This window comes from Pseudomonas sp. BGA-UO-ETr-WB11, assembly GCF_059567785.1.
In genome coordinates this window covers 681,119-701,710 of sequence record NZ_JCAQOS010000008.1, presented here as the reverse complement: position 1 = coordinate 701,710, position 20,592 = coordinate 681,119, and the positions used below count along the sequence as shown (strand labels likewise).

Sequence of the window (20,592 nt, the reverse complement as noted above, 5' to 3'; positions counted from 1 at the left end):
ACATCATTCATAGTCAGTAGGCGCTGCGCTCAGCAACAGCTTGCTCACGTCCTGCCAGAACCAAGCTGATCGCTAGGGGCAACCACGTCACGAACCAATCGGCATTGGGCTTGAGCCACAAGCCGATACCATCGGTAAGCAGCGACACACTGGAAAACACCAGCAAGGCCAGTAGAGCCTTGCCCAAAGGCTCATGCCGGTGCCGCCAACCACGCCAGGCCGCGCAGCCCCACAGCAACATAAACAGTGCTAGACCAATCAAACCCAAGCGCACACCGATGTCCAAAAACAAGTTATGCGGATGTTTTAAGCTCTTAGCCAATCCGGGGATGCTAATAGAATAGGCATCGAAACCGAGCCCCATCAGCGGATTCTGCTGAATCAAATCAATGCCCGCCTGCCACAGTTGCGGACGATAAGACGCACCGCGCTGCAGCAAAAATTCTGCATTGATAAAAAAGACCGTCAACAAGACAGAAAACACCAGCAGCAACAAAACTACATGCTGCCTCTTTAAATCAATCGCACAGGTAAACAGCAAGGTTGCCAAGAGTGCGATCCAAACGCCGCGGGTCTGACTGGAGATCAAAAACAGCATAAAGCCGAGCGCTGATAGGCCAACAAGCACATATAACAGCAAATAATGCTGCGCTCGGCGCACGTCAGGTAACAATAACGTACCTAAAATAGCCAGCGCACCAACGGCATGAGCCGCAGGGATTGGCGTATCCCAAAGGCCATGGGCGCTGAGCCTTGAGCCGAACCCGTGCCCCTGCAGCCAATAGAACTCCAGCCATGAGTATGCCGCTCCCACGCCCCCCAACAAGGCTGCAAAAAACAATAACTGCTCGACACTCCAGCGGCCGTTACGGCCGGCCAGCCAGATACCGACAAGCGACAGGCACACATACAACGGGAGCTTGGCTTTACCCCAAGGATCAGGAGCCCCCTGCAGCGCGATAACGACCAGCGCCCAGGCACTGAACAATAAATACAGCCAACATTCGGGTAGGCGCCAATCAGGACGTAGATCCTGACGAAACAATGAGAGCAAGGCGGGCAGCCAAAGCAATGCAATGATTAACTGATGATAAATTTTGTTACTCGGCAACACCCACGGCGCCAAGAGAAACACCATAAAACCCAGCGCGGCACAACGCGCCAGCCACAGGTCTTGCTTGATCAGCATGGCGTTATCCATCTTTATCAACCAGGTGCAGCATGCGTGTCGCCACTTCATGCACATGTGCATCATCAGCCTGTTGCCAGCTACCCGGAATGCAATATTGATGCTTCAAGTAGTGCAAAAAGCCAGTTCGTAACTCCGGATGCACCGGCCACTCTGGAAATGCCGCAGCGATATCCAACATCTGCACTGCCGAGTCCGCGTGCATGACCACGCCGGGAATATTGAAAAACGCCTGTCCCAGCGTCAGAAGCGGACGCCCCAACAACAAGCTTTCCAAGCCGACAGTAGAGTTCAAGGTCACTACAAATAGACTGGACTCAATCAGCTCTTGGGTGCTGTTGCCATTGGCAAATAGCAGAGAGGCATGGCAACGCTGGTGCAACTCAGGATATGACTCACGGCTCGACGGGTGCTCCTTGAACACAACCGTCAAGCCTGTTTTCGCGTGTATCAACTCACCCAGCGCAAAGAGTTCACGCATATTCTTTATCCAGGGTGAAAACAGGCGCACTTGCGTATCGCGATCATCCTGAAAAGGCATGAACACATACTGTTTCGGCAATTCAATTGGCTGTAAACCTTCAACACGCGGCTTGCGTGGTACCAGCTCAATTGCCTCTTCAGGACTCTGCGCGACGTGCTCGGCATAGCGTCGGTAAAACTCGGCATCCCTCGGCACCGAATTGCGAAAATTCACGCCTTGAGGGTCAAACGTCGTGGTATTGGGCAGCAGGCCATTTTCGAAGAAGGCGGTTCGCGTACCAGCAGGCAGCAATGCCAGCAGTATTTGGCAATAACGGTGTGACCCATTCCAAAGCACCAGAACCTGAGGCTGCTCCTGGTCAAGTAGCGCTTGGGCACGCAAAGCTATAAACAACAGCTCTAAACGCAGCAACAACTGATAGAAAACACCGGCGTATTTGGCTTTTACCTGCCGTTCCTGGCATTTGTCTTCAATCAGCTGCGACCAATTGAGGCGCCGAATAACACGCGCCATGTCGAAGATTCGCGGCCAGGGCATATCGGCCGGCAGACGGACGACTCCCGACAGTTCAGGCGCTTCCAGCAGGCGCTTGAAATACTTGCTTTGATGCTTTGCCAACGAAAAAAACAGAAACTTGCTCATCATCCATCCAGTTTCAACACCTGCGAACTACGCAAGTCAGAATTTACGGCACCAGCTGCGCGATACTTGCCATGCAGTCGATGTTTTTATCAGCAAAATATTCTGGCCAGTCATGAAACTCACTCCAGGCAATGAGGAAGATGAAGTCCAGGCCTGCGCCGACGGCACATTGGTAATCAAACCGACTGTCACCCAGGAATAATGCCGACTGTGGCAAGTTTCCATTGGCACGCTCGCGCTGCAGGATCAGATCTTTAGGGTCGGGGCTGCCAAAAATGCCACCCTCGAAATAGTCGCTCAAACCGCGCAAGGCAAAGACCTCGCGCAGCTCGGCCTGATCACCGCCGGACGCAATCATCCAGCGGCTGTCTGGCAGAGACTCGCGCAACGCTGCCAGCCCCGGCGCCACAGCACAATTCAATAAACCATCACGCACTAGGGCGGCATAACGTTCCAACAGCAGCGGCAGCTCATCGGCAACCTGACGGCCGGAAAGTATCTGCGTCAGCAAATACTCGAACTTGCGATAACGCGAAATACCGCCATTGGCAACGTGATAGGCCACCATGGCCCGCGCAACGTCCTCACCGTAAGGCAACGATGCCTGGTAGAAGGCTTCGGTCTTAACGCTATTGGAGTCAAGCACGACGCCATCACAGTCAAACACCAACGCCTGATAATGCTCGATAGGCTTTCTCACAAGCCGCGCTCACGTATGGCTGCCTCGGCGCTGACAACATCCTCAGGATTGTCGACGGCAATGGACTGCCGAGACATCTCCAGCATCCGCACCTCCCAACCCAACTCCAGAAAACGCAGGATCTCGATATCCTCCAACGCTTCCAACTCGCTTTTACCTGGGTGCGCGGCAAAGGCCGCAAGGGCCAAGCGCGGGAAAGCATACACACACACCTGGCGCCAACCGCGCACGAAACCAAGTTGTTTGGTGGTCGGGATGGCCGCCCGTGACATGTATAACAGGCGCTGGTCCGGACGCATCACCACCTTCGGCGTACTGGCATGGCGAAACTGTTGCTCGTTATCAATGGCGCAAAAACCATTGAGCACTTCGCCCGGATACAGCGCCAGACTGGCGATCATTAACCGCAAGTCATCGGGATTGAACACTGGCTCATCCCCCTGAACATTGATCAGGACGTCCACAGCCAACTGCCTGGCACACTCAGCCACCCGGTCGGTGCCCGTCTGACAGGTCGTGGCGGTCATCAGCACCTGAATGCCATAGGCTCGGCACACCGCTTCAATACGCGAATCATCGGTGGCCACATACACCTGCTGAGCGGGACAGGCCTGGATGCACTGGCGATAGGTGCGCACGATCATGGGCACACCGCACAACTCAACCAGCGGTTTACCAGGCAGGCGGCTGGACTCGTAACGCGCCGGGATGATCACGGCATAGCTGAGTTCAGGAGCGGGCATTACGGACCTCACAAGGCATAAATAGAACTCACCGGCAGTTGATAGCGGGTCGGCGTCACCGCAAGCAATGGGGGTACTCCTGGCGACTGCTGAAAGGCCTCCAGCAGCTGGCTAACCTCCTTGCTGCGCGGATCATCGGCCGAATACCCGTCAAAGCCCGCGAGCAAAACCCGGCGGGCCTTGCCGCTGGCGGTGATGGCCAGGGCGTAGGCGGCCACCAAGGAACCCGGCAGCGTGCAATGACGCTCAGCGAACGCAAATACACCCGCCTGCACAGCCAGGCCGTAGTCCAACAATGGCTTGTCACCTAGCGCCGCACGTACGTCGGCCGGCAGCATATGCGCGGGCGTCACCAGCGGCTGCGGCAAGCGCCGATGCTCCTGACAGTCCGCCATCAGGCGGAATGGATGACAGGCTGCACGCACATCGATCAACTCAGCAGCGATATGCGACTGGGTATTGAGCGCTATGACAAACGGCTTGGCCCGCAGAATGTAGTCCTCAAGCGCCTGCCGATGGCGCGAGACACCTGGCCCACTGCCGAGCAACAAGACTTCGCGGTCAGCCAAAAGCGTTTGCGGCGCCCAGCTTCCGGATGGCTCGCCCCGGTAAAAGTGTCGCGCGGACTCGAGCGTGCCGGGGTTGAACTTCTTGCCGCCCTGATCCTTAAGGAAGTCGATCACCGCCAGCAAGTCTTCTTCGGCATAGCGGGAATCCGCGAGCATTTCCTGAATGTACGTCGGGTGAATGCCATAAGTGCCGGCTAAAAAATAATATGGGTTGGTTCCCCAGCCGAACTGCTGCTGCATCGGCTGAAACCAGCGGGCGATTACACCGAGCAACGGACTGATATCGACCGTTCGCCCACGCTTGGCCATCAGCTCTATCGCCAGGTACTCGGTGCGGGCATTGCCTGGACCACGCCCCATACCGGTCACGGTACTGTCTACCCAGCTAACGCCATCTGCTACCGCTTGCAGCGTATTGGCCAGGGCCATGGCGCAATTGTCATGGGTGTGAATCCCGAGAGCGCCATGCCAGCCGCGTCGAAGACTGCGAATAATATCGCTGGTTTGCGCCGGCGAAAGGCTGCCCATGCTATCGGCAAAATACAGCGCGTCCAGTGGCCGGCCCTGTGCCATCAGCGCCAGACGCTCAATCTCATCAGGCTGTCGATCGGCAATCTGCATCAGGTTGATACCAACCCGATAACCCTGCGCGCTTAACCAGTCGCAGGCTGGTAGCGTCGCCTCAAACTCGTGCACGTGACACGCGAGGCGGACCAGCTTGACCGGTGATTGGTGTGCAGGCGCAAACAACAATGCCAATGCAGGAAGAAGGCCTGAAGGATGATTAAGAACCTCGCTGGCATTGACCATCACGCCAACATTCAGCTCTGCCGGCAACTGCAAACTGCGCAGAAAGGCATCCGTGGTAAACGCATAGGCACCGCGAAAACCGCTACCGGCAAATCCGCGAAACCCCAGTTCAACGTAATCCACCCCCAGCCCCAGCATGGCCTGTAGGTAGTCTTGAACCAACTGAGCGTCAAAGTCCCAGTTGTTGTAATAACCACCATCACGCAGCGTGCAATCAAGCATGACCAAGGCTGGTTTATTCATTGTTGCGTCCACCTGCTAGTTGCAATCCGGCTGGCAATAATCGCTGTCCACTACAAGCGCCCTTGGCCTGCAGCAGTTCAAGCGTTGCCAGGGTATTGCTCAGTCCATTGATGCCATGTGCCAAATGATATTCAGCAAACCGCGCGGAGCCTGCCAATGCCTGCGCGTAGTCAGCCTGAACCTCCTGCACACGTCGACTTAATGCGTCCACCTGGGTGATACAGGGGCCAAAATATGACTCTTGGGAAAAAATATCGTGCTCGCCGCTGGCATTCACGTAAATCACCGGGCGCCGCGCCAAGGCAGCCTCGATAACGGCGTTCGACATGATATTGATCACTACCGAAGCCTGCTCCAGGGCCTCTGCCAGCGTGCAGGTCGAAGGCAAGACCCGCACATTCGCCAACTCGCTGGCAGTCTGCCCCCAGAACGGCACCTGGCTGCGCGGATGAGCTTTGATTAGCACTTGGTAATCCGGGTTCTGCTCCGCCCATTCGCGAATCAATGCATAAGTGCACTGATAGCCCGACTCCTTCTCCTTGTCTGGGCCAACACCCAGCACCAGCAGCGCCTTCATCCCGGCATCCGCCGGTTGCAGATCGTAAGAGCGATCAATCATGTGCGAGCCGGCCAACACCGCTGTCGAGGTGCCGAAACGCAAGGCCCGCGCCTGCAAAGCCTCCAGCGAGCTCTGACCGAACAAAAAATAGTAGTCATAGTCATTCATGCCCAGCCGCCGCGAACGCTCCACGGTGGTCGCATGGGCCAGGTGCACCAGCAACTGTTGGCGCTGCTGCAGAGCCAGGCGCAGAAACGGCGAATACAAGCTGCCGTTGCGGTCATTGAGCAGAATACCCGGCTGATGGTGCTCGACCAGCCACTGCGCATAGGCTGCATAACCGAAGTAACGCAGCGGTACCGACTGTGGCGGACGCTTGAGCAGGCGCTGACGGAGGATCGTCCGAGGCTCCTGCAGCGCGCTTTCCACCAGCGTATGACCACGCGCGCGCAGGCCATCAATCAATAATTTCTTGCGCTGAAACTTGATCACTTTGGGCGCCGATTGCAGCAGCAAAAAGTCACAGGGTTCGACGTTAACCTGGGCCGCCAAACGCCCACGAGCGCGTAACCCAAAGAGCCCATCGGCCAGTGCCTCACGGACGTAACGCACAGCGCTGCCCAGCCAGCCATGGCGCTCGCGCAACAGCAACCAGCGATACAGGTCGAGGGCACGCGCCTTGGCAGCCCAGGGGTTATCCGCCGAGGGTGTAGTCACGCGCGCAGCCCAGTGACAAGGGGCAACGTCCAGAAGCGACGGACAACAGACGCATCAGAAAAACACGCTTGCAGGCGAGCAAACGCAACCTCTTGCTGGTCAGCAGAGGGTTGGGCTGCCAGCGCTTGCGCCCGCAACTGAGAAGCCAGCGCAGCGGGGTCAGCCAGGGCAAACAACCGCCCCACCCCTTCAACCACTTCCCGCCCGCCACCACAGTCGCTGCAAATAACCGGCACTCCGGCGGCCATGGCTTCCAGCAGCACCATGCCGAAGGGTTCGTGGTCGGAGGTTAGGGCAAACACGTCGAAGGCCTTGAAGTAGCGTCGCCCCTGGGGCACCTGGCCGAGGAAGCGCACCGAAGTGCTCACGCCCAATTCAGCGGCCAGGGCCTTGAGTGACGACTCCAATCGACCGCTGCCCATGATCGCCAGCAGGCTGCCCGCAGGCAGTTGCGGTAGGGCCTGGGCGAAGCCGCGGATCAGCGTCGCCTGGTCCTTATCCGGATGCAGGCGACCGACGTTGCCGACCACCCAGGCGTCCTGCGGCAAGCCGAGATGGGCGCGGGCGTCGTCACGACAAACCTGCTCGGCTTGCACGGCGTCGATATCGATGCGGTTGTACAGGGTCTCAATGCGCTCGGCCGGCCAGCTGGGCAGGCAGGCGCGGATTTCGTCGCGCACGGCATTGGACACGCCGAGCAACGCCAAGCGCTTGCGGAAACAGTTGGCAAACAGCTTGCGGCTAAGGCGCTGGTAGTCGCCAAATCCGTGGTGCACGCCGATCACCGGCAAGTCAGTGCCGAGTAAGGCGACATAAATCGGCTTGAAGCGATGGGCGATGCAGAACTGGAAGTTGCGCCCAGCCACCAGCTGCTTGATATCGCGGATGGCTTTGAGTTTGAGGCCCCGTACATCGCGCGAACGGTAGTCGAGAAACACCACCTCATCAGAGGCCGAGCCACGCTCGACCTCGGCGCTCGGCGCGCCAGTCAGGTAAACCGTGGTGATCTTATACGGCGTGCCGACGAACAAGCTGGCGTACTGACGGGCGCAATCGAGAAAGGGCCCGTCATAACCGTGGCAAAATTGCAGAACCCGCAGTTCAGTTGGCGTCGTCATAGCGCTTGAGGCCATCCTTGACCACCAGGATGTCCTGCATGATCAGGTACTCAAGGTCCGAACCGAAGAACATGTCCAGGGCATCGGTCGGCGAGCAGATCATCGCTTCGCCGCGGCGGTTCAGCGAGGTGTTGAGCGACACGCCATTGCCGGTGAGTTTCTCCAGCTCCAGCATCATGTCGTAGTAGCGCGGGTTGTATTCGCGCTTGAGCACCTGGGCACGAGAAGTACCGTCTTCGTGCACCACTTCGCCAACGCGCTGCTTCCACTCGTCATTCACTTCAAAAGTGAAGGTCATGAACGGGCTCGGGTGATCGATCTTGAACATCTGCGGCGCCACCGTGTCGAGCATCGACGGACAGAAGGGCCTCCAACGCTCGCGGAATTTGATCTGCGCGTTGATGCGGTCAGCCACACCCGGCACGCTCGGGCAACCGATGATCGAACGCCCACCGAGCGCACGCGGGCCGAACTCCATGCGACCCTGGAACCAGGCCACCGGATTGCCATCGACCATGATCTGGGCGATGCGCTGCGGCATGTTGTCGATCTGCGTCCACTGCGGTTTGTGGGCGTGGCGGGCGCAGGCGGCGATCACATCTTCGTTGCTGTACTCAGGGCCGAGATAGACGTGTTCCATCTTCTCCACCGGCACGCCACGCTTGTGCGACACGTAGGCCGCAGCGCCAACGGCAGTGCCAGCATCGCCGGAAGCCGGCTGCACGAACAGCTCTTTGACTTCCGGACGGGCGATGATCTTCTGGTTGAGTTTGACGTTCAGCGCGCAGCCGCCGGCAAACACGATCTTGCCGGTTTCCTTGAGGATGTCCCCGAGGTAGTAATCCATCATCTGCAGCGCCAGCTTCTCGAACAGCGCTTGCATGCTGGCGGCGTAATGGATGTACGGATCGTCGGCGATATCGCCTTCGCGTTTCGGGCCGAGCCACTCGATCAGTTTGGGCGAGAAGTAGAAGCCCTTGCCCTTCTCTTTGTAGCGACGCAGGCCGATGACGTTGGCGTACTCGGTGTTGATCACCAGTTCGCCGTTCTCGAAGGTGGCCAGGCGGGAGAAATCGTACTTGCTGGCATCGCCATACGGCGCCATGCCCATGACCTTGAACTCGCCGTCGAGCATCTCGAAACCGAGGAACTCGGTGATCGCGCCGTACAGGCCACCGAGGGAGTCCGGATCGAAGAACTCCTTGATCTTGTGGATCTTGCCGTTCTCGCCGTAGCCGAAGAAGGTGGTGGCGTACTCACCCTTGCCGTCGATGCCGAGGATCGCGGTTTTCTCCTTGAAACCCGAGCAGTGATAGGCACTGGAAGCGTGCGCTAGGTGGTGCTCAACCGCTTCGATTTTGACTTTTTTCAGGTCGAAACCCAGCTGTTCCAGGCACCAGTTGATCTTGGTGCGGTAGCGCTTGTAGCGGCGGTTGCCCATCAGGATCGCATCAAGGGCGCGATCCGGCGCGTACCAGTAACGCTTGGCGTAGTGCCAGCGGGCTTTGTCGAAGATGCTGATCGGCGCGAACGGGATCGCTACCACATCAACATCGCTCGGCTTGATCCCGGCTTGTTCCAGGCAGAACTTGGCCGACTCGTAGGGCATGCGGTGCTTGGCATGCTTGTCGCGCACGAAGCGCTCTTCTTCTGCTGCAGCAATCAGCTTGCCGTCGATGTACAGGGCCGCAGAAGGGTCATGGCTCAAGGCGCCGGACAGGCCGAGGATGGTCAATGCCACAGGTGTTAGCCTCTTTCAGGGCAGGTGCCGGGCACCTGCGGTAAGCGTTGGTCGAGCAGCTTGAACAGCCTGGAGTCGGCTGGCCAGTTGCGCAAAAATCGTGCACGGTCGCGCTCGTAGGCGCGGGCAAAACTGCGGTCACTGTGGTGCTGACGCATGGCGTCCAGATCGATCAGTGACCAGCGGCCGTTGTCCCAGAAGACGTTATAACCCTTGAGGTCGCCATGGCTGATGCGCTCGCGCAACAACGCGGCAAACAGTCCATCCAGCGCCTGCAACTCCGCTTCTGGCGGCCCTTCCAGCCCGGATGACAGATCAAGATAGGGCTGGAAGCGGGCGATTATATCGTGCCCGGGCAGATATTCGGTAATCAGCAACGCCGGACCGCGCAACCAGCACCAGCGCCGCTCCAACACCGCCAGTGGCTGCGGCGTGGCAATACCAAGCAGACTCAGGCGATGACCCTCGCGCCAGCTATGCCAGGCGCGGCTCGGGCGCCAAAAACGCTTGCACCAGTGGGCGACATTTTTGATGTTGTAGCGTTTAACCAGCAGCGGCTGACCGTTGAGGTCAACCCGCGCCACCGTGGCCGCGCCGCCGCCCTTGAAGCGATGACCGCTGGCGATAAAAGCCTCCGGCGCCGCCAGCAACGGCTGCAACTCGGCCTCACGGTCACGGCGCACCACCCGCAGGCCAAAGGCACCGATCTTGGCGCTGAACAGGCTGCAATCGCGGCCGATTTTCTTCAGGTAGTCGCGCAGGCGCCAGCGCCGCACCTTGGCCACTTCCTTCAGTAACGCCTCAAGGGGCAAGCCATGGGCGCCGTTGGCCAGCAGATAGTGGATTAGCACTTCTTCCAGCTGTTCCTCCGCCATCGGCGGCAACTGGGCGAACAGCACGCCGAGGTTTTCCAGCACCTTGTCTTGGCTAAGCGACTGGCCGGGGACTTGCCCGTGCACGCCGCCGCCATCGATCAGAAACAGCTGGCCGTCACGCTGCAGCAGGTTGTCCAGGTGCAGGTCGGCCTGCCACAGGCCGCGTCCATGCAACTGACCGATCACCCCCAGAGCGCTGGCCAGCAACGCCTGGCGCGGGGCATTCAGCTCATCGCCAACGCCCTGTTCGGCCCAGGCGGCGGCCAGGCTTTGGGCGCCGTCGAGGTAGTCGAACAACAGCCAACCGCCGCCGTCCTGTTGGCCGTCAGCCAGCAGTTGCGGAGTGTTCAGGCCTTGCTCGGCAAGCAGACGCGCACCTTGCACTTCACGCTGAAAATGCCGCGCAGCCTTGCTGCCCACCAGCAACTTGGCCAGCACCACACGGCCACGCCAGGTCGCCCGACCGACATAACGCTGACTGGGCAACACCCGCAGCAGGCTGTGCAGCTCCAGACGCTCGCCATCTGCCAGTTCGATCAGCAGCGGTAACGCCGGCGCGCGCCCGGCACGGGCCAGTTCAGCGAGGTTCAACGGCGCGCTTCCTTGTTACGTTGCCGAGCATCCAGACGCTGGCGCCAAGCCGGCACCCCCACGCCCGAACCGACATAAGCGAGCAGCAAGGTGCTGACTTCCGCCTCACTCCACGCCCCGGCGCGGCGCAGCAGCGGCTCCAGATCCTTGATCCGGTCACGCTTGCCGAACCACAGCCCGCGAGTCTTCTCCAGATCGATCAGCTGCGCGTGAAAGCCATCGGCCTCTTCGCGCAGAAAAATATGCTTGGGATAGAAGCAGCCATGCACCTGCCGCGCCTCGTGCAGGCGCCGGGCCAGCTCGCCGCAGGCCTGCACAATGGCCAGCCGCTGGGCGACAGGATGGGATTCCCAACCCTGCAGCCAGCTGTCCAGATCACGCCAACCATCCAGGGCACGAGTCAGCAGGATCGCGCACTGCTTGCCCGCCAGCCGACGCTGGGCAAAAAACGCTGCCTGCAAAGCCGGAATGCCCAGCTGACGGTAGTGTTCGATATTGCGCAGTTCGCGGGCGAAGGTCGGCTCGCCAAACAGATGACGCAAGCTGCGGGTCAGGTGATTGCTCTGTCGTTTGAGGTAATAGGCATGCTCGCCCAACTGCAGGCGTGACACCGTGCTGTAGCCACCGCGTTCGGTATTGGGCTCGTCCACCGCCTCCAACTCCAGCGCCCACAGGGCCTCGAAGCTGTCCAACTGGTGGGCGGCGAGAATCTCGCGATCCTCGGCGGCGATAAAGTCACTCATTCGCGGCCCTCGAAAAAACCGATGATCTTGCGCAGGCGCTGCTTGTCCGAAGCATTCAAACGCTGACGGCCGCGGTACTGCAGGTAAAAACGCAGGCGCTGGGTGCACGACAGGTGCTGTTTGGCCACTTTGTCCAGGCAGGCGAGGTCCTTGATGATCCGGTAGCGCAGGGCTGGCCCCCACCAAAAGCTGCCGGACGGACAGTCGATCAGAAACAGTTCCGCCGCCGGATTGACCAACAGGTTGCGCCACTTCAGATCGTTATGGGTGAAGTGCTGGTCGTGCAGGGTGCGGGTGGCCCGCGCCAATTGCTGGCTGATACCGGCGACCCAGCGCCGGTCAGCCAGGCGCGGATCATCGCGCTGGGCCAGCACCGCCAGGTCCTCAGTGCCTTGCAGGTCACGGGTGATCAGCGCACCGCGAACAAAGGCGCCCAGCGTACGCTCCAGGCCATAGGCGACGATCGGCGCGGTGGCGATGCCCCACTTGGCGAAATATTTGAGATTTTGCCATTCAGCTTTAACTCGCGGCCGCCCCAGGTAGCGACGCAAACCCTTGCCGGCGCCCCAATAGCGTTTGACGTAATAACGCACGCCGGCACGTTCGATGCGGATCACTTCGGACAGCGGGTCCTTGGTAATGCGCTCGCCCTGCAGGGCGAACACCGCGTCGAGGCTGCCAAAATCAGCAGCCAGCGCGGCAAAGGCCGGATCCAGGGTCCAGCCCGCCATCAGAGCGCATCCCCGTAGCGCTGCTTGCGGGCGTACAACTTGGCTGCTTTGGCTTCCAGCCAGGCCAGCAGCCGCGCTTCGTCACGCAGGACCTGGCGCAGCGGCAGTTGAAAATAACCACGCAGAAAACGCAGCTTGTCGCGCTGGGTCAGGCCGATATCCAGCGCCGAGAAATACAGCGCAGCCAAGTCCTTGTCGCGCCAGCGGCGGGTGATGCGGGCGCGGGTCTGGGCGCGGTGCAGATCGATCACCGACAGGCGGAAATCTTCCGCCGTCACCGGTTTATCGGTGTGCAGCAGGAAGTGGCAGATATAGCAGTCGCGGTGATTGACCCCGGCGCGGTGCATGCCGCCGACCATCTTCGCCACCTCGCTAATCAGCGCGCGCTTGAGCTTGACCGGCGGCGGCTGCTTGACCCAGTCGATGCTGAAGTCTTCCAGACTGATGGTCGGCGCCAGCTCTTCGGTGACGATAAACGAATGCTGCTGCGCCGGATTGCTACCGCGGGCGCCGAAAGCCACGGCCGTCATGGTCGCTACGCCGACCTCGGTCAGACGTTCGATCGCCAATAATTCCTGGGTCGCGCCGAGCACTGGCAGCTTGGCGGTGAGCAGATTTTTGACGATTTCACCCCAACCGATGCCGCGGTGAATCTTGACGAAATAACCGCGCCCGTCGACCTCGGTGCGCAGCGTGCGGCGACCTTCCAGCTCACGGTAAACCACGCCCTGCAACGCCTCGACAGCGACAAAGGGATCGCACCCGGCCCACAGGGATTTGAACGGTTCGTTCAACAACAGCTTCATGGACGGTCCGCCAGAATCACATCGGCCGCGTGCTGCGGCATGGAATACAGGTCCGCCGAATCAGCGAACGCCAGGCCATTACGGCCCCACTGGGCGCGGGCAGCGTCATCGGCGAGCATCGCCGCCAGCTGCTGATTCAGCTCAGCCTGGGCAAACGGCTCGCTCAACACGCGGCCACAATCGGCCTCAGCAATGTAGTGGGCATAGCCGCACACGGCGCTGACCAGCACCGGCAGCCCAGCCACCAGCGCCTCCAACAGCACGGTGCCGGTGTTTTCGTTGTAAGCCGGGTGGATCAGCAAATCGGCCCCAAGCAGGAAGCGCGGAATATCGCTGCGACCCTTGAGGATTTGTACCTGCTCGGACAACCCCTGCGCCTTGACCTGCAACAGGAACGGCGTTGGGTCATCCTGACCGATGGCGATCAGGCGGGTGCGCCGCTTGAGTTCCCGCGGCAAGCTGGCCAACGCTTTGAGGCTACGATCCAGGCCCTTGGTCTTGAAGCCCGAGCCGATCTGCACCAGCAGCAGCTCGTCGTCCGCCAGCTTGAACTCGCGACGGAACTCGGCACGAATCTCGGCGGCATTGGCCGGCGCGCGACGGTCCAGGGTAATCCCCGGTGGCAGCAGGTGGAAGCGCTCGGCCGGAGTGCCGTAATGCTTGACGAACAACGGCTGCTGCACCTCGGAAATCATCAGAATTTCCGTCTTCGACTCGGGAGCAAACACCGCCCGCTCGTAGTCAGCGAAGTGTTTGTAGCGGCCCCAGCGGCGGTAGAGGCTGTTGCGCAAAGTCTGCGCCTTGTCCTCAAAGCAACCATCGGCGGCGTAGTACACATCCAGGTTCGGCATCTTGTTGAAACCGATCACCCGGTCAACCGGGCGCTTGGCCAGGTCGTCCTTGATCCAGGCCGTGAGTTTTTCGTTGCGATGGTGATTGAACAGCGCCTTGACCGGCACTACCACCACCTCGAAACCAGCCGGCACCTCGCCCTCCCAGATCGGCGTGTACACGCGAATGGCGTGGCCACGCTGCTGGCACTCCAGGGCGATGCGCATAAAGTCGCGCTGCAGGCCGCCGAACGGGAAGTATTTGTAGAGCACAAAGGCCAGTTGCATCAGTGGCTCTCCAGACTGGCCAAGAGACGGTCCAGCTCCGGCGCCACGCAGGCGGCATCCAGACCGTCGAAACAGGGTTGATGGCGATCACCGCCGCCGGCCAAGGGGCCCGTGGCGCACAGGTGAACCTGGCCTCGCCCGTAGGCACCGACCTTAAGCGGCAAGGTGGGGCCGTAGAGGGAAATACTCGGCACGTCCAACGCCGCGGCCAGATGGCCGAGACCGGTATCCACCGCCACACAGGCACGAGCGCCGGCGATCACCGCCGCCACGCCACGCAGATTCAATTTGGGCAGAACGCTGGCGTGCTGCAGACCGGCGGCGATGCGTTCGGCTCGGGCCTTTTCAACCTCGCTGCCCCACGGCAGGCGCACGGCCAGGCCACAGCTGTCGAGGTGCTCGGCCAGGGCGCGCCAATCGGCCTCCGGCCAGTGCTTGCTGGCCCAGGTGGTGCCATGCAGGAACAGCACATAGGGCTCGGCCAGCGCCTCACCCGCCATGGCGCTACGATCCAGGCCATAGTCACCGACCGACTGCGGCAACGGATAACCCAGTGCCTGGGCGAACAACTGGCGCACCCGCTCCACCGCATGCTGGCCCCAGGCGACCGCACAAGGGCGGTCATAACAGCGACTGGCCAGTGGCTCGCGCGCCGAGGCGCGATCCAAGCCGGCCACGGGCGCATTAACGTAGCGTGTCAGCAGCGCGCTTTTCAGCAGGCCCTGGGCATCGATCACCAGGTCATAGCGGCCTTCACGCAGACGCTGTTTGAACGCCGCCCACTCACCGCTCTTCCAGGTTTGCAGCAGGTTCTTGCGCCAACGGCGTAGCGCCACGGGAATCACCTGAGCCACGGCCGGATGCCAGGTCGGAATCTCGGCAAAGCCCTCTTCCACCACCCAGTCGAACTGAATGCCAGGGATCGCCCGCGCAGCATCGGTCAGGGCCGGCAGGGTATGGATCACATCGCCCAGGGAAGACGTTTTAACTAGCAGTACCCGCAAACTACTGCACCTCAACCGGATCAGCGACCAAGCGATCCAGCGCCTCGATCACCGGACGCGGCTTCAACTCGCGCAGGCAGTTGTAGTGGCCGAAGCGGCAGGTGCGCTCGAAGCAAGGGCTGCAGTCGAGGCCAAGACGGACGATCTCCACCTGCTCGGCCAGCGGCGGGGTGAACTGTGGTGAGGTCGAACCGTACACCGCCACCAGCGGCCGATTGAGCGCCGCCGCTACGTGCATAAGGCCGGAGTCGTTAGACACCACGGCGCCCGCGCACGACAGCAAGTCGATGGCTTCGGCCAACGAGGTGGCACCGGACAGGTTCGTGCACTCCTCACGCAGGCCTGGGATCAAGCGCATGCGCAAGTCTTCGCCACCGGGATGGTCATTCTTCGAGCCGAACAACCAGACCTGCCAACCGGCACGAATTTTCAGCTCGGCAACCTTGGCGTAATGCTCGGCCGGCCAGCGCTTTGCCTCACCAAACTCGGCGCCCGGACACAGCGCCAGTACCGGCCGATCCAGATCCAGGCCGAACTTGGCCAGGGTCGCGTCGCGGCTGGTCGGATCGATCTGCAGACTCGGTCGCGGATAGGGCTTAGGCAGCTCGGCGCCTGGCTCGAAGGCCAGGGCCATGAAGCGCTCGATCATCAGCGGGTAGCGGTCTTTGTCCAGGGTACGGATGTCGTTGAGCAGGCCGTAACGCAGCTCGCCCTTCCAGCCGGTGCGCTTGGGGATGTCAGCAAAAAACGGTACCAGGGCCGATTTCAGCGAATTGGGCAGCAGAATGGCCTGATCGTACTGGCCCGCCAGGCCCTTGCCGATACGCCGGCGAGTGGCGATTTCCAGCACACCATGGCCGAGAGGAAAGCTCAGGGTCTGGCGCACTTCAGGCATGCGTTCAAGAATCGGGCGGCTCCACTCGGGGGCCAGCACGTCGATGGCACACCCCGGATGGCGCTGCTGCAGACACTGAAACAGCGTCTGCGCCATCACCATGTCGCCTACCCAGCTCGGACCAATGATCAGAATATTCATGCGCGTTCCAGAAATGCGCAGGGAGGCGCGGAGCCTCCCTGTCTCGACCTAATGATCCTTACTTAACCAGCGTGCGCCACTCAGGGTGCGCGCTGGTCTGCCCGGTAACCAGGTCGAAGTAGGCCTTCTGCAGGATCTCGGTGACCGGACCACGGCTGCCGATACCGATCTGTCGGCCATCGACTTCGCGAATCGGCGTCACTTCAGCGGCGGTGCCGGTGAAGAAGGCCTCGTCGGCGATATACACCTCATCGCGAGTGATGCGCTTCTCGACCACCTGAATGCCCAGCTCGGCGGCCAGGGTCAAAATGGTGCTGCGGGTGATGCCGTTCAGGCACGAGGTCACTTCCGGGGTGTACACCACGCCGTTCTTGACCAGGAAGATGTTCTCGCCCGAGCCTTCGGCCACATAGCCTTCGGTATCCAGCAGCATGGCCTCGTCAGCACCGCCAGAAACGGCTTCCTGCAGGGCCAGCATCGAGTTGATGTAGTTGCCGTTGGCCTTGGCGCGGGTCATGGAGATGTTGACGTGGTGGCGGGTAAAGGAGCTGGTGCGCACCTTAATCCCGGTCTTCAACGCTTCCTCGCCCATGTAGGCACCCCAGTGCCAGGCGGCCACGATGACCCGAACTTTCAGGCCTGTGGCGCGCAGGCCCATGGCTTCAGATCCGTAGAACACCATCGGGCGAATGTAGGCCGTTTCCAGGTTGTTCTCACGCACAGCGGCACGGGTCGCCTCGTTGAGTTCTTCCTTGGTAAACGGCATCTTCATGTTCATGATGTGCGCCGAATCGAACAGTCGATCGGTGTGCGCCTGCAAGCGGAAAATGGCCGTGCCTTCGGGGGTGTTGTAGGCGCGCACGCCTTCGAACACGCCCATGCCGTAATGCAGGGTGTGGGTCAGCACATGGGTGGTGGCATCGCGCCACGGCACCAGTTCGCCGTCATACCAAATCACGCCATCACGGTCGGCCATCGACATAGTTGCCTGCTCCTCAGTGTTTGTTTGGGGTCTGCCTGGGCTATCAGTTCAAGCCCAACGCGTGCCAGATGCGCAGCACGCCGCGCCGCTCTGGGTGAAACTGGTCGCCACTGACCACGCCTGGCTGTTTCTGCAAGGCCTGTCGGTGGGCGGCCGCGCGGTAGGCCTTGTAAGCCTCCTGCAACAGCCGGACATCGTCGCTGGACATCAGCGCTGCTTCCTCCAGACCATCCAGAATGCGGATATTGTCGGTGTAACGCAGCAACTGCGGGTGCTCGCGCGACCACGCCAGGGCCGCGTATTGCACCATAAATTCGATATCAACGATACCGCCGGCATCCTGCTTGAGGTCGAACGGTGCCGCGGCCTCGAAGGCATTGGCGGCGGTACCGGCGGCGGTTGACGGGCTGCCGAGGTTGTCGCGCATCTTCGCGCGCATCTCGCTGACCTCGCCGCGCAAGGTGGGCAGATCACGCTCGCGACCCAGCACCTGGGCACGAATGGCCTCGAAACCGGCCCCCACCCGCGCACAGCCGACTAGCACCCGCGCGCGCACCAGGGCCTGATGCTCCCAGGTCCAGGCTTCGCCTTCCTGATAGCGGCCGAAGGCGCCCAGGGAGCTGACCAGCAGCCCCGAGGCACCGGACGGACGCAGGCGCATATCGACCTCATAGAGCTGGCCGGAGTTGGTCTGCGCAGTCAGCAGGTGAATGATGCGCTGGCCCAGACGAGTGAAGAATTGCGCACCGTCGATGGGCTTGGCGCCGTCGGTTTCCGCCTGCGGGTCGCCGTCGTGGATAAACACCAGATCGAGGTCCGAGCCATGGCCCAGCTCGATACCACCGACCTTGCCGTAACCAACGATGATGAAATCCGGATCACACTGGCTGCCGTCGGCGCGCTGGGGGGCGCCGTACTTGCTCACCGTCTGGCGCCAGGCCAGGGCCAGCACCTGCTCGAGAATGGCCTCGGCAAGCCAGGTCAGGTAATCGCTGACCTTCATCAGCGGCAAGGTGCCGGCAATTTCCGACGCAGCCACGCGCAAACGGTGGGCCAGCTTGAAGTGACGCAGGGCCTCCATCTGCTGTTCCAGATCATCCTCGGGGATCCGCGTCAGGCGCTCGCGCAACTCGGCAGCCAGTTCTGGCGCCAGCGGCGGCTTGAACAACCGGCCTTCATTCAGCAGCTCGTCGAGCAATAACGGGAAGCGAGTGATCTGCTCGGCAATCCACGGGCTGGCGGCGCACAGGCGCAGCAGCCGCTGCAGGGCCAGGGGGTTTTCTGTCAGCAGCACCAGATACGCCGAGCGGCGCACCACCGCTTCCACCAGAGGCAATACCCGTTCCAGCACCAGGTCCGGATTGTCGTGTTCTGCCGCCTGCGCCAGCAGGCGTGGGATAAAGGCGTCCAGGCGTTCACGACCGAGACGCTGCATGGCCCGCACCTGGCCGCCATGACGCAGGCCATTGATGCGCTGCAAGGTCGCCGGTGCGTCGACAAAGCCCGCTTCCTGCAGCTGCCGACACGCCGCCTCCTCATCCAGCGAGCCTTCCCACAGCGGCAGCCACTCGGCACCGATGCAACCGACCACCTCTTCGCCCTCGACCTCGTCCGGGTCGGCAATTACCTGACGGAAGTGCCAGTCGATGCGCCCACGCCAGACCATCAGTTGCTGGTGGAAGCTCGGCCAGTCGGCAAAGCCCATGATAAAGGCCACCCGCTCGCGCTCCTGCTCGCCGTCCGGGAGCATCTGCGTCTGCCGGTCGTCCAGGGCCTGCAGGGCGTGTTCGGTGTAGCGCAGAAACTCGTAGCCCTCACGCATCTCGGTGATCACCGCCGGCGGCAGATAACCCTGCCCCTCCAGCACGCTGAGCACCTTGAGCAAGGGTCGGTGCTGCAAGCTGAGGTCACGGCCGCCGTGGATCAGCTGAAAAGCCTGGGCGATAAACTCGACCTCGCGGATGCCGCCGGAACCCAGCTTGATGTTCTCGGCCATGCCCTTGCGCCGCACCTCCTGCTGAATCAACTGTTTCATCGCCCGCAGCGCTTCGATCGCAGAGAAGTCCAGGTAGCGCCGATAAACGAACGGCATCAGCATTTCCAGCAGACGCTTGCCGGCCTGCTGGTCGCCGGCCACCACGCGCGCCTTGATCATCGCGTAGCGTTCCCAGTCGCGCCCCTGATCCTGGTAGTACTGCTCCAGGGCGTTAAAGCTGAACACCAGCGGCCCGGACGAACCGTAGGGGCGCAGGCGCATGTCGACGCGGAAGACAAAGCCGTCGACGGTGATGGCATCCAGCGCCTTGATCAGGCGCTGACCGAGGCGGATGAAAAACTCCTGATTATCCAGCGGCCGCTTGGCCGCATCGGTTTCACCGCCCTCAGCGAAGGCGAAAATCAGATCAATGTCCGACGACAGGTTGAGCTCATGGGCGCCGAGCTTGCCCATCCCCAGCACCACCAAGTGCTGCGGCAAGCCACTGCGCGCGCCGATGGGGGTGCCGTACTGGGTGCAATGGCGCGCATACAGCCAGCCGTAGGCCAGATCGATGCAGGCCTCGGCCAGCAAGGTCAGGTCGTTGCAGGTCTCACGCAGGTCGGTCAGACGACAAACATCGCGCCAGATGATGCGGGTTTGCTGGCGATTGCGTAGGCGCCGCAGGCAGCGGCCCAGCTCATCCTCGTCGCCGCACGCGTCCACGGCCTCCTGCAACTGAGCGCGTAATTCGCCGGCCGCCAGGCTGCGCTCCAACTCGCCGGAGTCGGCCAGATCCAGCAGCATCAGCGGGTCGCGCAGAGATTGTTCGAAGACGAAATCGCTGGCCGCAAACACCCGCCCCAGGCACTCCAGGCGCGCCGCCGGCCAAGCGGCAAAACGCTCGCTGCAACGCCCACCAAGCGCGGCCACGGCCGTCGGCCAAGCCGTTTGCGCACGGGCGGCAAGGCCCTGCAAGGTGGCAGGCAGCGTAGTCAGCGGGGGCAGGCTCATGGTCTATCCTTTTGGCGAGAGCGCCAGAACAACTGGCGGCAAGCATGTCGCGCGAGCAAATAACACGCTGACACCTTTTTGTAGTTTTACTACTAAAGAATGTGCCAAAAGAGCTGAAATGACCGTCGCAATGTAGTAAAACTACAAAAGCCGGTTCACCCTCCGGCACACCCAAGAATTTACGCACCCGGCCCACAAGGCC

Annotated in this window: 17 protein-coding genes; all 17 read right to left on the bottom strand. The window is 61.2% G+C overall.

What is annotated here, in order from left to right; all coding sequences use genetic code 11:
- Positions 1–13 precede the first annotated feature (13 nt).
- The 17 genes from AC56DI_RS16835 to glnE are packed head-to-tail and all read right to left on the bottom strand — an operon-like array spanning position 14 to position 20,390.
- Entirely contained in the window at positions 14–1,189 is a 1,176-nt protein-coding gene (locus AC56DI_RS16835; RefSeq protein ID WP_496347178.1) for an O-antigen ligase family protein, read from the bottom strand.
- Positions 1,190–1,193: 4 nt separating this feature from the next.
- On the bottom strand, positions 1,194–2,315 hold the full coding sequence (locus AC56DI_RS16830) for a capsular polysaccharide export protein, LipB/KpsS family (RefSeq protein WP_496347177.1): 1,122 nt from the start codon (positions 2,313–2,315) through the stop codon (positions 1,194–1,196).
- Positions 2,316–2,358: 43 nt separating this feature from the next.
- On the bottom strand, positions 2,359–2,982 hold the full coding sequence (locus AC56DI_RS16825) for an HAD family hydrolase (protein ID WP_496347176.1): 624 nt from the start codon (positions 2,980–2,982) through the stop codon (positions 2,359–2,361).
- Positions 2,983–3,011: 29 nt separating this feature from the next.
- Positions 3,012–3,758, bottom strand: coding sequence for a 3-deoxy-manno-octulosonate cytidylyltransferase (locus tag AC56DI_RS16820; RefSeq protein ID WP_496347175.1), 747 nt, complete (start codon positions 3,756–3,758; stop codon positions 3,012–3,014).
- A gap of 8 nt (positions 3,759–3,766) precedes the next feature.
- The gene (locus AC56DI_RS16815) at positions 3,767–5,380 is read right to left on the bottom strand and encodes an aldolase catalytic domain-containing protein (protein WP_496347174.1); all 1,614 of its coding nucleotides are present in this window, start codon (positions 5,378–5,380) and stop codon (positions 3,767–3,769) included.
- A complete protein-coding gene (locus tag AC56DI_RS16810; RefSeq protein ID WP_496347173.1) occupies positions 5,373–6,656 on the bottom strand; it encodes a capsule biosynthesis protein in 1,284 nt (427 codons plus the stop codon). The genes AC56DI_RS16815 and AC56DI_RS16810 overlap by 8 nt, the downstream gene beginning before the upstream one ends.
- Positions 6,653–7,774: a glycosyltransferase gene (locus tag AC56DI_RS16805; protein ID WP_496347172.1), complete on the bottom strand. Its 1,122-nt coding sequence runs from the start codon at positions 7,772–7,774 to the stop codon at positions 6,653–6,655. Before AC56DI_RS16805 ends, AC56DI_RS16810 begins: the two co-directional genes overlap by 4 nt.
- Entirely contained in the window at positions 7,758–9,515 is a 1,758-nt protein-coding gene (locus AC56DI_RS16800) for a carbamoyltransferase family protein (protein WP_422586942.1), read from the bottom strand. The genes AC56DI_RS16805 and AC56DI_RS16800 overlap by 17 nt, the downstream gene beginning before the upstream one ends.
- Before the next feature lie 5 nt (positions 9,516–9,520).
- Entirely contained in the window at positions 9,521–10,981 is a 1,461-nt protein-coding gene (locus tag AC56DI_RS16795) for a lipopolysaccharide kinase InaA family protein (protein WP_496347171.1), read from the bottom strand.
- Positions 10,978–11,724, bottom strand: a complete 747-nt coding sequence (locus AC56DI_RS16790; RefSeq protein ID WP_496347170.1) for a lipopolysaccharide kinase InaA family protein — start codon at positions 11,722–11,724, stop codon at positions 10,978–10,980. The genes AC56DI_RS16795 and AC56DI_RS16790 overlap by 4 nt, the downstream gene beginning before the upstream one ends.
- Positions 11,721–12,455: a lipopolysaccharide kinase InaA family protein gene (locus AC56DI_RS16785; RefSeq protein WP_496347169.1), complete on the bottom strand. Its 735-nt coding sequence runs from the start codon at positions 12,453–12,455 to the stop codon at positions 11,721–11,723. Before AC56DI_RS16785 ends, AC56DI_RS16790 begins: the two co-directional genes overlap by 4 nt.
- On the bottom strand, positions 12,455–13,261 hold the full coding sequence (gene rfaP / locus AC56DI_RS16780; RefSeq protein ID WP_496347168.1) for a lipopolysaccharide core heptose(I) kinase RfaP: 807 nt from the start codon (positions 13,259–13,261) through the stop codon (positions 12,455–12,457). The genes AC56DI_RS16785 and rfaP overlap by 1 nt, the downstream gene beginning before the upstream one ends.
- On the bottom strand, positions 13,258–14,379 hold the full coding sequence (locus AC56DI_RS16775) for a glycosyltransferase family 4 protein (protein ID WP_496347167.1): 1,122 nt from the start codon (positions 14,377–14,379) through the stop codon (positions 13,258–13,260). The genes rfaP and AC56DI_RS16775 overlap by 4 nt, the downstream gene beginning before the upstream one ends.
- Complete coding sequence (gene waaC / locus AC56DI_RS16770) at positions 14,379–15,383, bottom strand: lipopolysaccharide heptosyltransferase I (RefSeq protein WP_496347166.1); 1,005 nt, start codon at positions 15,381–15,383, stop codon at positions 14,379–14,381. Before waaC ends, AC56DI_RS16775 begins: the two co-directional genes overlap by 1 nt.
- 1 nt (position 15,384) lies before the next feature.
- A complete protein-coding gene (gene waaF / locus AC56DI_RS16765; RefSeq protein ID WP_496347165.1) occupies positions 15,385–16,419 on the bottom strand; it encodes a lipopolysaccharide heptosyltransferase II in 1,035 nt (344 codons plus the stop codon).
- Between the two features lie 58 nt (positions 16,420–16,477).
- Positions 16,478–17,401, bottom strand: a complete 924-nt coding sequence (locus AC56DI_RS16760; protein WP_496347164.1) for a branched-chain amino acid transaminase — start codon at positions 17,399–17,401, stop codon at positions 16,478–16,480.
- Positions 17,402–17,444: 43 nt separating this feature from the next.
- Positions 17,445–20,390, bottom strand: a complete 2,946-nt coding sequence (glnE, locus tag AC56DI_RS16755) for a bifunctional [glutamate--ammonia ligase]-adenylyl-L-tyrosine phosphorylase/[glutamate--ammonia-ligase] adenylyltransferase (RefSeq protein ID WP_496347163.1) — start codon at positions 20,388–20,390, stop codon at positions 17,445–17,447.
- Positions 20,391–20,592 lie beyond the last annotated feature (202 nt).

Excerpts from the sequence above, each read along its gene's own strand:
- AC56DI_RS16835 (WP_496347178.1), bottom strand. The coding sequence starts at position 1,189 with ATGCTGATCAAGCAAGACCTGTGGCTGGCGCGTTGTGCCGCGCTGGGT.
- AC56DI_RS16830 (WP_496347177.1), bottom strand. The coding sequence starts at position 2,315 with ATGAGCAAGTTTCTGTTTTTTTCGTTGGCAAAGCATCAAAGCAAGTAT.
- AC56DI_RS16820 (WP_496347175.1), bottom strand. The coding sequence starts at position 3,758 with ATGCCCGCTCCTGAACTCAGCTATGCCGTGATCATCCCGGCGCGTTAC.
- AC56DI_RS16815 (WP_496347174.1), bottom strand. The coding sequence starts at position 5,380 with ATGAATAAACCAGCCTTGGTCATGCTTGATTGCACGCTGCGTGATGGT.
- AC56DI_RS16805 (WP_496347172.1), bottom strand. The coding sequence starts at position 7,774 with ATGACGACGCCAACTGAACTGCGGGTTCTGCAATTTTGCCACGGTTAT.
- AC56DI_RS16790 (WP_496347170.1), bottom strand. The coding sequence starts at position 11,724 with ATGAGTGACTTTATCGCCGCCGAGGATCGCGAGATTCTCGCCGCCCAC.
- AC56DI_RS16785 (WP_496347169.1), bottom strand. The coding sequence starts at position 12,455 with ATGGCGGGCTGGACCCTGGATCCGGCCTTTGCCGCGCTGGCTGCTGAT.
- rfaP (WP_496347168.1), bottom strand. The coding sequence starts at position 13,261 with ATGAAGCTGTTGTTGAACGAACCGTTCAAATCCCTGTGGGCCGGGTGC.
- AC56DI_RS16775 (WP_496347167.1), bottom strand. The coding sequence starts at position 14,379 with ATGCAACTGGCCTTTGTGCTCTACAAATACTTCCCGTTCGGCGGCCTG.
- waaF (WP_496347165.1), bottom strand. The coding sequence starts at position 16,419 with ATGAATATTCTGATCATTGGTCCGAGCTGGGTAGGCGACATGGTGATG.
- AC56DI_RS16760 (WP_496347164.1), bottom strand. The coding sequence starts at position 17,401 with ATGTCGATGGCCGACCGTGATGGCGTGATTTGGTATGACGGCGAACTG.
- glnE (WP_496347163.1), bottom strand. The coding sequence starts at position 20,390 with ATGAGCCTGCCCCCGCTGACTACGCTGCCTGCCACCTTGCAGGGCCTT.